This is a genomic window from Dactylosporangium sp. CA-052675 (assembly GCF_050947935.1).
Lineage (GTDB): Bacteria > Actinomycetota > Actinomycetes > Mycobacteriales > Micromonosporaceae > Dactylosporangium.
Map to the genome: position 1 here is coordinate 6,473,752 of NZ_CP192010.1, position 12,611 is coordinate 6,486,362.

The window sequence follows — 12,611 nt, forward strand, 5'->3', positions numbered from 1 at the left end:
CCGCCGACCCGACTACCCGCAGTGAGCACCCCGGGACGGATCGGCGGGCGCGCTGAGGGCGGCGAGGACGGCGGCGGCGTGCGGCTTGAGCACCGGGTCGGCGAGCGCCGCCGTGGCCCGGCCGAGCGGGGTGACGCCGGTGTGGTCGGGGATGTCGGCGCGGGCGCCGTGCGCGACGGCCCAGCGGATCTGCTCGAGGTGGTTGTCCACGGTGGACGGTGGGGCGGTGAGCGCGCGGTGCACGGTGTCGTCCAGGGCCGTCTGGCCGTTGATCGCCGGGCGCTCGTTGAGCGCGGCGGCGAAGGCGAGCGGCGGCATGTGCTCGGCGATCGCGCGCAGGCAGGCGAAGTGGTTGAGCACGGCGGCCCGGATGACGGCGTCCACGGCCATCGGATGCCGCTCGGGCCGATCGGGGTCCGCGCCGCGGGCCAGCAGGTCGCGGACGACGCGCAGCCGGGCCGCGGCGGTCTCCTCGTCGGGGTCGGTGCCGGTGACCGCGGCGATGATCGGGGTCTGGCCGAGCGGGCCGCCCTGCCGGTTCAGGTCGAGGCCGGGCGCGTCGAGGCAGGCGGCGATGCGGGCCTCGTCGCGGGGGTCGGCGAGGGCGGCGACGAGCGCGTCGACGGGCGGGTCCGGCTCGCCGGCGATCGAGGCGAGCAGCCGGGCCCGGTAGGCCGCCTCCTGCTCGGCGAGCGGCAGGTCCGGCAGCAGGGCCAGGATCGGCTCGTTGTGCCACAGCTCCGCCATGGTGCGGGCCGTGTAGCCGCGCACGTTGCAGGCCACGAGCAGCGTCGCGGGGTCGTAGGTCTCGAGCAGCCAGGCGACGAGGTCGCGGTGCCGGGCGCTGCCGAAGAAGACGGCCTGCAGCAGCACCGTGTGGCCGTTGACCGCGCTGGTCGCGTGCGCGTGCTCGGGGTGGCGCTCCAGCAGGGCCCGCACGGTGGCGAGGTCGCCGTGCTGGGCGGCCCAGAAGACCGGCAGCGCGTCGGCGTCGGCGACCCGCAGGCCGGGGTCGGCGCCCGCGTCCAGCAGCATCCGGACGGCGGCGGCCCGCCCCCGCACCGCCGCCGCGCACAGCAGCGTCCAGCCCCGCGGGTCACGGAGGTCCGGGTCGCCGCCGGCGCGCAGGTAGCGGGCGAGAGCGTCGAGGTCGCCGGCGCGGGCCGCGGCGAAGACGGGCCCGCTCAGCCATTCGGCGATGCTGAGCCGCTGGTAGAGCTCGTCGGCGGACATGGTGTCGTCGACGGGCACGGGCGACGGCATCGGGGTCATGCGCAGCAGGGACAGGGCGCGCATCGCGCAGTACCGCAGCCAGAGGTCGCCATCGAGCGAGTCCAGCAGCAGCTTGCCCACGGTGGACGGGTCGCGCAGCTCGCACCCGACGCGCAGCAGGGCGCTCGCGGCGATGGCGTTGTCGAGCGGGTCGGGGCCGAAGGTGCCGTCCTCGCGCTGCATGGCCCGGAAGAACGCGATCGACCCGTCCACTGTGGATCTGTCCGGCCAGGAGCACTCGTCGGCGACGGCGATCGTCATGAAGTGCTCCTCCCGGGTCGCCGCCCGCGAGGCCATCTCCGTGAGGGTCGGGCCCAGCATGTCCCCGGCCCCGCCGAGCATGTTCAGCCGCAGCACCGCCCCGGCCAGGGCCAGCACGGGGCCCCCGGCCGGCCAGAGCGCCAGCGCCTCGGCCCGCACCTCGTCGGGGTGCGGCGTGCGGCGGCCGAGCAGCTCCAGCGCCTTCAACGCGCTCAGGGAGCGCTCAGACGGCAGCATCGGCGAAGCCGTACACCCGCAGGTCCTCCGTCAGCGCCCGCACCATCACGGAGCCGCACAGGTCGCTCTCGCCCACCGAGCGGCTGGTCAGGAACGGATGGTCGAGGATCACGGAGAACCGGTGCCCGACGTTGCCGTGGAAGCGCCCGTGCGGCCCGACCGCGTCGCGCAGGATGTACTCCAGCGAGAACGGCGGCGCCTCGAACACCAGCGGCGCCCCGTTGGCGGTCACGGCCCAGCCCGCGGTGTAGTCGTACTCCATGGTGTGCCCGGTGACGTGCCGCCCCTCGATGATCGGGCGCCGGTCGTCGAGCTCGCGGGCCATGGCCAGGCAGGTCACCGCGTAGCACTCGGCGGCGATGAGCTTGCCGGCCGCGTGGAACCCGAGCACGAGGTCGTGCACGCGCGGGTTGTTCACCATGTCGACGATGGGGCCGCTGCCGCCGACGAGGAGCAGGGCGTCGTAGCGCGGCACGATCGCGTCCCAGGCCGCCTGGCGCCGCTCGTAGTACTCCTCCATCGCGGCGATGTAACTGCCCGAGCTCAGGTACGGCCGGACCGGCAGCAGCGCGGCGAGGTTCTGGCGGTCCTTGAAGTACGTCTCCCAGTCCGTGGTCCGGGCCCGCTCCCCCATCTCGGGCGAGGTGACCGGCCGGCCGAGCGGCGGGTCCACATAGGAGCTGTCGAGGCTCCCGCCGTCCGGCAGCGGCTGCCCGCCGGTCGGGGTGGCGAAGTGCACGCCGATCCCGGCCGCCTCGAGCCGGTCGACGGGCAGCAGCAGCTCCTGGGCCCAGAACCCGTGCTCCGACACGACGCACAACACGTTCTTGCTCACGGGTTGACCTCCACGGTGGACGACTCGAACAGGCGCGGGATGAAGATGTCCAGCAGCTGCGGGCAGCGCCGCTGCGGGTAGGCGGCCAGCAGCGCCTCGCGGAAGGCGGCCGGGTCGTCGTGGGCCAGGCGCTGCTCGGCGAAGACGAGGTAGTCGGCGTTGTGCAGCACCTCGGCGGCGTCGGCGACGGGGCCGTGCCCGGCGAGGAACACGTCGGAGCCGGACGTGGCCATGACCCGCAGCAGCGCGACGGTGTTGGCGGCGTCGCGGGTGACGTACACGTGCGTGCCGCTGTAGACGAGGTCCTGCGCGATCGTGACGCCGTGCCCGGGCAGGGTCAGCACCAGCTGGGCCGAGCACTCGGCGTCGCGCACGACGTCGAGCCGGTAGTCGACCCCGTCGACGGTGTCGAAGCCGGGCTCGGCCACGTGCCGCGGCATCACGACGGCGTCGGGGACGAACGGGCCGTACTGCGCCTGCCGCTCGGCCCGCTGCGCCTCCCCGGTGCGGCGCAGCTCCTCGATCGTCGCCTCGGCGGCCCAGACGGGCACGTCGGGGAAGGCGGTGCTGAGGCCGAACCAGTGGTCGACGTGGGCGTGGCTGAGGTACAGCTTGCGGATCGGCTTGTCCAGCGCGTCCACGAAGCGCCGGAAGGCGATCGCGTAGGGCGCGACGAACTGCCCGTCGACGACCACCAGGGCGTCGGCGGTCTCCAGCACGTGCGTGGAGTCGGCGAGGAACTCGTCGGGCGCCGTGAACGTGTGGACCGTGAGGTCGCCTCTCGTGAAGGAGCTGGTGTGCGGAGATGGCAGGTCAGGCATGAGCGCTCACCGGATCTCTGGACAGGACCTCGACGAGCTTGGCACCGAACGCCTGCGCCGACTCGACCGAGAGCCCGGTGACGAAGGGGTGGTCGTGCACGACGCTGGGGTGCTCGCGGGAGGTCCTCGGGTCCGAGGCGACCGTCCCGTCCGGGCCGACCGCGTCCTGCACCATGTACTGCAGCGGGAACACGAACCCGCTCGTCGTCAGCCGCAGCCGCGGGTTGTCCGGGGTGGCGCGGACCACGTCGTACTCCAGGTCCTCGACGAAGTCCCAGGCGTGCGGGTGCGCGGTGACGTGCCGGCCGTGGATCACGGAGCGCATGCCGTCGTCCGGGTCCCGGGTGAAGGCGAGCGCGGCGACGGCGTAGCAGAGCGCGCCGATCGTCTTGCCGGACTTGTACGCGTCGAGCACGAGCCGGTGCACGAGCCCGCTGCCGGCGACGTCCAGCGCGGACCCCGCCCCGCCGACGATGACGAGCGCGTCGTAGTCGTCCATGTCGGCGTCGCGGGTGCGGATCGGGTCCGCCCACTCGCCGGTGTCGAGGATCTGGTTGACCCGCGCCAGCAGCTCCGGCGGGTTCATCTTCACCTTCTGCATGGGGTCGACGAACTGCGGGTCCATGCTGATGACGCCGGGCAGCGGCGTCTTGCCGAGGTAGGTGGCCAGCGTGAGGTCGTGCCCGGCCTCCTTGAGGGCGTCCCACGGCCCCTGCAGCTCCTCGGCCCACACGCCGTAGTTCGAGGCGATGACGAGAATTCTCACTGTTCCTCCTGCGACGAGTCCGAACCCTGCAACTGGCGGATCGCGGTGCCCCAGTCCTCGAGGTGGTGCAGGACCGACAGCCGCCCGTCGTCGCCGATCTCGTGCACGTCGATGGTCATGATGCTGAACGAGCGCCCGGTGTGCGGGACCATGAAGTCGCCGGCCGGAGTGCCCGACAGCTCGCTGCGCACGGCGATGTGGACGCCGTCGACGCTGAGGTGGAGGATCTCCACGTTGATGTCGGGCACCAGCTCGAAGAGGCCCTCGATGTACGGCCGCGTCTCGGCCTTGGTGCGGTAGCGCCCGTTGGTGTAGTACGAGCGCCAGTCGTCGGCCAGGACGGCGAACCCGGCGTCCCAGTCCCGCCGCTTGCTGCGGAACAGGTCGTAGAACGGTTCGATGAGCCGCTCCGCCGCGTGCTTGGTCATGATCCTCCCCCTTACACCGGCGCCGGGACCGCCGCCGCGACCCGGTCGATGACGGCCCGGGCGAAGAGGCCGGCCTGTGCGCCGGTGCGCCCGGTGACGAGGTCGCCGTCGACGACGACGTCCCGGTCGACGTAGCGCGCGCCCATGTTGAGCGCGTCGCCGTACAGGTTGGGATGGCACGTCACCTCGCGGCCGCGGATGAGCTCCGGGGTCCGCGAGAGCAGCCACAGGCCGTGGCAGATGACACCCTTGACGATCGTGGGCTCGGCGAAGGCCCGCTGCAGCAACCGCGTCGCCGGTGGCAGCTCCCGCAGGTCCTCGCTGTAGCGCAGCCGGTCGGAGACGAACGCGCTGGGCACGATGATCGCCGAGTAGCCGCGCAGCGCCGCGTCGTCGAGGTCCTCGAAGGATCGTTCGCACACGAACGGCGCCTGGTACTCGTGCCCGGTGAACGTGAGTTGCGGCCGGCCCCACAGGCGGCTGAGGAAGTGCACCTCCGCGCCCTCCTCCGGGAAGCGGTAGGAGTAGTACCAGATCTCGTGCTCGTAGAAGTCGCTCTCGATGAGGACCGCGATGCGGTGGCCGGCGAGCCTCATCGGACGAGCTCCTGGTCGAGCCGGCTGTCGCGCAGCTCCCGCTCGACCTGCCCGGCCGCGCCGGTGACGCGCAGCTCGACCTCGCGCTGCTGCTTGAGCATCGCCAGGTAGCGGGTCGCCTCCGGGTCGAGGTACACCAGCTCGGCCGCGTCGAGCTCGAGCCGCCGGCAGCCGTGGTCGAGCGCGCCCTCCAGGGCCGAGCGCAGCACCGCCATCCGCGGCGGGGTGAGGGACCCGGCGAGGCCGATCTTCGCGGTACCGTCGCCGATGCGCAGCGTGTCGGCGCTGAACGCGACCGTCCGGCCGGTCAGGCGCACGCGCACCGACTGCGGCTCGGTGCTGTGCGGCAGGTTCACCGTCATCGCGTCGGCGTCGAAGTCGGCGTGCTCGTGGCCGTCGACCCACACCTGCGCGATGCGCACCGTCCTGGGCGGCAGCAGGTCGGGCGCGACGCGCAGGGTCCCGCCGAACGCGCCCGGCCGCGGCGCGAAGTACAGCTCCAGCGGCTGGCCCTCGGTCTCCAGGTTCTGGTAGACGGCGGAGAGGTAGCACAGCTCGGCGCTGTGGTACATCGCCATCGAGTGCGAGCCCTTGCTGCGCTCCCCGCCCAGCATGAACGGGTTGCCGTTGGCGAGCACGTTGAAGTACACGCCGCCGGCCGTGGTGTCGAGCATCCAGCCGTTGTAGAAGGCGGAGCTCTCCCGGGCGTACTTGCTGTAGAACGGGTGCGCGAAGACCGCGTCGAGGATCTGGTAGGCGAGGATCCCCTGCTCCTGCTGCCACCAGGCCTTGCGGTCGTGCCAGACGAGCCGGTGGACGCTCTCGCCGGGCGCGGTGTGCCGCTCGACCATGTCGTACCAGCCGCCGCGCTGGCGGTCCATGCCGACGGCGGGCATGACGTCGGCGATGCGCCGGGCGAAGGCGACCCAGTCGGCGTTCGGGCGCAGGTTGTTGACCCGGGTCAGGTTCCACGCGATCTTCAGGTTGTGCCCGACGATGGCCCGGTCGAGCTGCTGGCCGTACTCGCGGTCGTGGCTCCAGTCGCCGTGGAACTTCTCCTGCACGAACGGGCTGCTGTCGTAGTCCGGGAAGTGCTCGGTGATGATGTCGCACAGCTCGGCGAGCTCGTCGGCGTAGCGCGGCTCCCCCGTGGCCAGGTAGAGGTTGATGAGGTACGCCGGGATGTGGTCGCCGATCGAGTTCCAGTTCTTGCGGCCGGCGTTGGTGCGGGTGCCGTCGTCGAGGGACGGGCTGTGCGGGTCGAACGTGACCGGGTCGATGTGCGAGTAGTACCCGCCCCGCTCGGGGTCCTTGAAGTAGTGGTGGAACAGGTTCACGGTCAGGTCGATGATCTCGCGCAGGCGCGGGTCGCCGGTGATGCGGTACACCTGCGTGATCCCGGCGAGGGCGTAGATCTGCTCGTAGCACGGGATCGCGTCGAAGTCGTCGCCGGACTCGGAGGCGAAGATCTTGCGCTCGGTGCCGTCGGGGTTGATGACCAGCGCGTGGTACCAGTACGCGATCTGCTGACCCCGGTCGATGCTGCACAGGTTGTCGATCATGTAGTTGGCGCCCGCGACGGCCGCCCGCAGGTACCGCTCCCGGCCGGTCATGAGGTGCGCGGTGGCCAGCCCGTAGACGAGCCGGGAGACGGTGTCGGTCTCCTGGCGCGCCAGGCCGGCCTTCACGCCCTCCATCGACAGGTCGGTGCGGTAGGCGCGGTAGTCGAACGCGGTCGCGCCCGGGCCGAACTCCTCGTCGAGGTAGAAGTCGGCGATCCGCGCGATCTGGTCGACCCACCAGCCGGGCGCCTCGAACCGGAACTCGTCGGGCTCCTTGCCGAACATGAGCACGTGCTTGGCCTCGAACGCCGTGTGCTCCTGCTGCGGGTAGAAAATCCCGTAGATGTGCACCAGGCGCCCGTGCTGCAGCATCTTCCCGAGCTGGGCCGTCGCGTCGAGGTAGCCGTCACCGAGGTTGCGCACCATCTCGGCCGTCGTGGTGTCGGTGAGCGTGATCCGGTACGGGCGCCCGTCGGAGGTGTTGAGCTCGATGGTGCGGCTGTGCTCGTCGTAGCTGATGACGTAGCCCGCGATGAGATCGGAGAACGTGAAGTCGATGGCGTTGGGCACGGGGTGGCTCCTCTTACGCGTGGGAAAGCAGAACGGCGATGCTGCGGCCGCGCAGGGTGTAGTGCGCACCGGCGACGGCCGGCTCGGCGCCCTCGTCGCGCAGGTCGTCACCCGCGGGCAGGGCGGTGTCGATGGCGCGCACCCAGCGGCGGCCGTCGACGGGGATCTGGAAGTCCAGCGGCTCCCAGTACATGTTCATCATGACGTGCAGGTCGGGCCCGCCCGCGCGGCCGCGGACGGTGCACGCGAGGGCCCGGGCCTGCGGGTCGGACCAGTTCGGGGCGCCGAGTTCGGTGCCGTGCCAGGCCGCCTCGTCCGGCGTGTAGAACTCGGCGGCGCGCAGGGTCGCGTGACGGTCGCGGAAGGCGATGAGGCCGCGCCAGAAACGCAGCAGCCCGGCGTTGCCGCCGGCCAGGTGCCAGTTGACCCAGCCGATCGGGTTGTCCTGGCAGTACGCGTTGTTGTTGCCCTGCTGGGTGCGGGCGAACTCGTCGCCCGCGAGCACCATCGGCACCCCGCGGGACAGCATGAGCAGGGTCGCCAGGTTCTTCATCTGCTGTTCACGCAGCGCGAGCACGGCGGGGTCGTCCGTCGGGCCCTCCGCGCCGCAGTTCCAGCTCAGGTTGTCGTCGTTGCCGTCGCGGTTGCCCTCGCCGTTGGCCTCGTTGTGCTTGTGGTCGTAGGAGACCAGGTCCGCGAGGGTGAACCCGTCGTGGCAGGTGACGAAGTTGACGGAGTTGGACGGGGCGTGCCCGCGGGCCTGGTACAGCGAGGCGCTGCCCCCGAGCCGGTCGGCGACCTCGCCCACGAGCCCCGCGTCGCCGCGCACGAACCGGCGCATGGTGTCGCGGAAGCGGCCGTTCCACTCCGCCCAGCGGTAGCCCGGGTAGCGCCCGACCTCGTAGGCGCCGGCCGCGTCCCACGCCTCCGCGATGATCTTCGTGTCGGCGAGGATCTCGGACAGCTCGATCTGCCAGACCGCCGGCGGCTCGTCGAGCACGGCCCCGCCGGCCCCGCGGGTGAGCACCGCGGCCTCGTCGAAGCGGAACCCGTCCACGTGCATGTCACGCACCCAGAACTCGAGGCAGTCCTGGATGAGCTTGGTGACGATGGGGTGGTTGGCCATGAGGGTGTTGCCGCAGCCGGAGTAGTCGGCGTAGTGCCGCGGGTCGGCCGGGTCGAGGTGGTAGTAGTTCGCGTTGTCCAGGCCGGCGAAGGCGAAGAGCGGGCCGAGGTGGTTGCCCTCGTCGGTGTGGTTGAACACCACGTCGAGGATCACCTCGATGCCGGCCGCGTGCAGGGCCCGCACCATGTCCCGGAACTCGTCCAGGTGCCCCGCGCTCTGAGGGTTGCAGGTGTACCGCGCGTGAGGGGCGAAGAAGGCCGCGGTGCTGTACCCCCAGAAATTGCCGGCGGTGTCATCGAAGTCCGCGACCGGCATCAGCTCGACCGCGGTGACCCCGAGCCGGCGCAGGTGCGGGATCTTCTCCACCACGCCGGCGAACGTGCCCGGGTGCGCCACCGCGGCGCTCGGCGAGCGCGTGAAGCCCCCGACGTGCAGCTCGTAGATCACCTGGTCGGCGAGCGGGCGGTTGAGGGGGCGGTCGCCGCGCCAGTCGTACGCGTCCACGTCGATGACCACGCTGCGCAGCGAGCTCGCGGTGTTGTCGCCCGGGCGGCAGGCCGCGTCGCGGTCCCAGCGGGCACGCGAGACGCCCTTGGCGTAGGGATCGATGAGCGCCTTGCGCGGGTCGAAGCGGTTGCCGCCGCCCTCGGGGCCGCTCACGCGGAAGGCATAGAAGGCCGGCGCCCGCAGCCCGCGCACGTAGGCGTGCCAGGTCGCGAAGCTGCGGTTGGTCAGCGGGTCGAGCCGGAGCGTGTGCGCGGGCCGCTCGGCGTCGTACGAGTCGAACAGCAGCAGTTCGACTCCGGTGGCGTGCTCCGAGAAGAGTGCGAAGTTCACGCCCTCGGCGTCGCATCGGGCCCCGAACGGATGCGCTCGTCCGGGTTCGAGGGTCAGGGCGGTGTCCAGCGCCTGCGAGCTCATGGCGCCGACCGTAGCAAGACGATCACCACGGGTGACCGGATCGCGCGTTCTGGGCCGGTCGCACCCGGGGCCCATTACCGTGTGATCGCGTGGAACTGTGGCTCGTGCGGGACGTCCCGGCGTGGCTCGTCGGCGTCCTGCTCATCGCCGGGCTGCCCGGCCTCACGCTCGGCTTCGACACCGCCGTGCACCGGCACCTGCCGCACCGCCGGCTCAAGCGCCACAACGAGGTCACCGGCGTCATCGTCGCCACCGTCGGCGTCGCCTACGCGATCGTCATCGGGCTGTGCGTGGTGTCGCTGTGGGAGGGCTACAAGGACGCGCAGGACACGGCCCGCGAGGAGGCCGTCGCGCTGACCCCGCTCGTGCCGGGCAGCGCGGTCTTCGGCGCGGACGTGCAGCGCTCGATCCGGGCGGAGATCGTGCGGTACGAGGGCGACATCATCACCGGCTGGCCCGCGCACCTCAACGCCGACCCGGACCCGCGCCGCATCGCCGACCTCGACCACCTGACCGGCGTCATCGCCGCGCTGCAGCCGGCGACGGAGGCGCAGAAGGCGTTCGTCACCGACGCCCTGCGCACGATCGGCCACGCCGAGGCCATGCGTCAGGCGGCGAAGTCCGAGGCCGACGACCGCCAGATGTCCCCGGTCATGTGGATCGGCGTGCTCACCGCGACACTGGCGATCCTGGCGCTGTGCCCGCTGTTCGGCCTCGACGACACCGCGGTGCGCCGCACGCTGCTCGTGCTGGCCTCGGCGGTCATCGCCACCAACCTCTACCTGGTGGTGGAGATGAACTTCCCGTACTACGGCGCGTTCTCCGTCGGCACCGACGCCTACCGGGACGTGGTCGCCGCGCTGTCCTGAACGTGCCGCCGCAGGTTGCTCATGGCCAGGACGGACGAGCGCACCTCCTGCAGCAGCTCGGTGGTGCTCAGCGGCCGCCCCCACTCGGTCATCGCGGCGTCGTCGAAGCCGATGGTCTCGATGCCGCAGCCGTACCGCGTGCCGAGCAGCCGGATCGCGTCACAGTGCTGGTGGCGCACGTAGGGCGCGTTCGTGACGAGCAGGACCCGCTCGCCGGGGCGCGGCCGCTCGACGATCTCCGCCCACCCGGTGAGCGTGTCGGCCGTGTTGGCCCGCAGCCCCGGCCGCGTCGAGGGCGCCGCGAGCACGTGGACGCCGCCGGCCCACGACCGGTGATGCTCGTGCGCCGCCGCGGGCTCGCCGATGCCGAGGAACCGCTTGAACGCCTCGGCCATCATGTCGGCCTCGGTGTCGACGGGACCCAGCCCGAGCCGCGCCCCCTCGCGGAACTCGCGGTCGTCGCGCCACCGCAGGCTGGCGAGGCCGGTGAGCGTTCGCGTCGTGAGCCCGGCGGCGAGCAGGCGGGCCGTGTAGTCGGTCCGCCCGAGGGTCACCCGGATGCCGCCCCCGAGGACGAGCACGTGGTCGTACGCGCGGTGCGCGGGGGCGGGCCGCCCGCCCATCCCGAGCGCGTGCAGCAGGTCGCGCAGGCGCCGGTCCCGCTCCGGCTCGAAGTCGATCCGCTCGGTGTCGAAGCGCTCCTTCACGCCGCCGCGGTAGTCCCACACCGCGCAGAACCCGGCCAGCTCCGCGAGCGACTGCCCGGCCGCGCCGCCGAACTCACCCACCAGCTCCGCCATCGCGGGCGACGCCGCCCAGGCGTCGACGGCCGCGGCCACCTCGCGCAGGTCCTGGCCGCCGGGTTCACAGGGCGGGAGCGGAAACGGTTCCATGGTCCCGGAAGCGTACACACGGCGAAGGTGAGCGGACCCATGCAGACGCGTCTTCCCGACGGCCGGCGGCTGAGCTGGACCGAGCACGGCGACCCGGCCGCCCCGCCGGTGCTGTTCCTGCACGGCACCCCGGGCGCGCCGGGCGACCGCCCGCCCGCGACCGGCGTCCGCCTGCTGTGCGTCGATCGCCCCGGCTACGGCGCCTCGGACCCGGCCGCGCGCCCGGCGCTGCTCGGCGTCGCCGGCGACGTCGAGCACCTGCTGCGGTCCCTGGGCATCGAGCGCTGCGGCGTGCTCGGCTTCTCCGGCGGGGCACCCTTCGCCCTGGCGTGCGCGGCCCGCCACCCGCACCGCCTCACGGGGGTGGTCGCGGCGAGCCTGACCGGGCCGGACCGGGAGCTGCACACCGTCCACGGCCGGCCGCGGCGGCAGGCCTGGCGGCTGCGCCACGTCCCCGGCCTCGGCCGCCGCCACGTCACCCGGGCCGCCGCCGCGTTCGCCCCGCACGCGGCCGGCGTGGCCGCGGACTGGCTGGCCACGGACATCCACCCGTGGCGCTTCCGCCTGCGTGACGTGGCCGTCCGCACCCTGATCTGGGCCGGCGCCGGCGACCGGGGCCGCGCGGTGCCGGACGCGCCGCTGGTCGCCGCGCGCATCCCGGGCACCGAGGTGCGGATCGCCGCCCACGCCGGCCACACCCCGGCCCCGGCCGACTGGGCGGCGATGCTCGCCTGGCTCGCGGGGCCGCCGGCACTGTCGTGAATGCGGCACGATCCGCTTCGTAACCTCGCGGCGCGCCAGGGCGTGTCTTGCGTATCGGGCCGGAGACACCGGTCACCGGTACCGCGGACGGCCGATCGGCAGGACGGGGGCGATCGGCCGTCCGCGCCCAGGCACAGCGCCGCCGCCACCCCGCGCCCGTCCGCGATCCCGCCCGCCGCGAGCACGGGCACCGGCGCGGCGAGATCGGCCACCACCGGGACGAACGGCAGCGTCGAGCGCCCCCGGGCCGCGCCGTGCCCGCCGGCCTCGGTGCCCTGCGCCACGATGACGTCCGCGCCGAGGCCGGCCGCGCGCCGGGCCTCCTCGAGATCGGTCACCTGCACCATGACCAGCGCCCCGGCCGCGCGCACCGCCGGCAGCCACGGGCCCGGGTCGCCGAAGGAGAACATCACGACGCGGGCGCCGTGCTCCAGCACCCGCTGCACCGCGCCGTCCTCGATCGCCCAGGTCAGGAAGCCGGCTCCCCACGGGCCGCCGGGGTCCGCGAGCAGGGGCAGCTCCCGGCCGAGCCACTCGGGATCGCCGGCGCCGGCGCCGAGCAGCCCGAGGCCGCCGCCCCGGGTCACGGCCGCCGCGAGCGCGCCCCCGGCCGAGCCGCCCATCGGGGCGAGCGCGATCGGATGCCGCACGCCGAGCAGGCGCGTGAACGCCGTCACGAGGCTCATGGGCGA

11 protein-coding genes and 1 pseudogene are annotated in these 12,611 nt (G+C 73.0%); 2 read left to right on the forward strand and 10 right to left on the reverse strand.

All coding sequences use genetic code 11. From position 1 onward, the window contains the following. Positions 1 to 12 precede the first annotated feature (12 nt). From ACQP1P_RS28845 to glgX, 8 genes are read right to left on the reverse strand one after another with little or no spacing between them, the layout of a single operon-like run. Complete coding sequence (locus ACQP1P_RS28845; RefSeq protein WP_433075233.1) at positions 13 to 1,770, reverse strand: ankyrin repeat domain-containing protein; 1,758 nt, start codon at positions 1,768 to 1,770, stop codon at positions 13 to 15. Next, the gene (locus ACQP1P_RS28850) at positions 1,757 to 2,605 is read right to left on the reverse strand and encodes a type 1 glutamine amidotransferase domain-containing protein (protein ID WP_433075236.1); all 849 of its coding nucleotides are present in this window, start codon (positions 2,603 to 2,605) and stop codon (positions 1,757 to 1,759) included. Before ACQP1P_RS28850 ends, ACQP1P_RS28845 begins: the two co-directional genes overlap by 14 nt. After that, positions 2,602 to 3,426: an MBL fold metallo-hydrolase gene (locus ACQP1P_RS28855; protein WP_433075239.1), complete on the reverse strand. Its 825-nt coding sequence runs from the start codon at positions 3,424 to 3,426 to the stop codon at positions 2,602 to 2,604. The genes ACQP1P_RS28850 and ACQP1P_RS28855 overlap by 4 nt, the downstream gene beginning before the upstream one ends. Next, positions 3,419 to 4,192 (reverse strand): DJ-1/PfpI family protein, encoded by a 774-nt coding sequence (locus ACQP1P_RS28860; RefSeq protein WP_433075242.1) that lies wholly within the window; start codon positions 4,190 to 4,192, stop codon positions 3,419 to 3,421. Before ACQP1P_RS28860 ends, ACQP1P_RS28855 begins: the two co-directional genes overlap by 8 nt. Continuing rightward, the gene (locus ACQP1P_RS28865) at positions 4,189 to 4,620 is read right to left on the reverse strand and encodes an ester cyclase (protein ID WP_433075245.1); all 432 of its coding nucleotides are present in this window, start codon (positions 4,618 to 4,620) and stop codon (positions 4,189 to 4,191) included. The genes ACQP1P_RS28860 and ACQP1P_RS28865 overlap by 4 nt, the downstream gene beginning before the upstream one ends. Positions 4,621 to 4,631: 11 nt before the next feature. Further along, a complete protein-coding gene (locus ACQP1P_RS28870; RefSeq protein ID WP_433075248.1) occupies positions 4,632 to 5,216 on the reverse strand; it encodes a DJ-1/PfpI family protein in 585 nt (194 codons plus the stop codon). Continuing rightward, positions 5,213 to 7,348 (reverse strand): AGE family epimerase/isomerase, encoded by a 2,136-nt coding sequence (locus ACQP1P_RS28875; protein ID WP_433075251.1) that lies wholly within the window; start codon positions 7,346 to 7,348, stop codon positions 5,213 to 5,215. Before ACQP1P_RS28875 ends, ACQP1P_RS28870 begins: the two co-directional genes overlap by 4 nt. Before the next feature lie 13 nt (positions 7,349 to 7,361). After that, complete coding sequence (glgX, locus tag ACQP1P_RS28880; protein WP_433075254.1) at positions 7,362 to 9,395, reverse strand: glycogen debranching protein GlgX; 2,034 nt, start codon at positions 9,393 to 9,395, stop codon at positions 7,362 to 7,364. Positions 9,396 to 9,484: 89 nt separating this feature from the next. Here glgX and ACQP1P_RS28885 point away from each other — a divergent pair, with 89 nt between their 5' ends. Further along, positions 9,485 to 10,264 carry a hypothetical protein gene (locus ACQP1P_RS28885; protein WP_433075257.1) on the forward strand — a complete coding sequence of 260 codons (780 nt, stop codon included), beginning with the start codon at positions 9,485 to 9,487 and terminating at the stop codon, positions 10,262 to 10,264. Here the strand turns inward: ACQP1P_RS28885 and ACQP1P_RS28890 are convergent. Continuing rightward, the gene (locus tag ACQP1P_RS28890; protein ID WP_433075260.1) at positions 10,234 to 11,157 is read right to left on the reverse strand and encodes a hypothetical protein; all 924 of its coding nucleotides are present in this window, start codon (positions 11,155 to 11,157) and stop codon (positions 10,234 to 10,236) included. The genes ACQP1P_RS28885 and ACQP1P_RS28890 overlap by 31 nt on opposite strands. A 39-nt stretch (positions 11,158 to 11,196) precedes the next feature. Here ACQP1P_RS28890 and ACQP1P_RS28895 point away from each other — a divergent pair, with 39 nt between their 5' ends. Further along, complete coding sequence (locus ACQP1P_RS28895) at positions 11,197 to 11,919, forward strand: alpha/beta fold hydrolase (RefSeq protein ID WP_433075263.1); 723 nt, start codon at positions 11,197 to 11,199, stop codon at positions 11,917 to 11,919. 176 nt (positions 11,920 to 12,095) lie between these two features. On the opposite strand, the pseudogene ACQP1P_RS28900 reads toward ACQP1P_RS28895, so the two are convergent. Next, positions 12,096 to 12,605, reverse strand: a pseudogene (locus ACQP1P_RS28900) (nitronate monooxygenase); the annotation flags it as partial. Between the last annotated feature and the right edge of the window lie 6 nt (positions 12,606 to 12,611).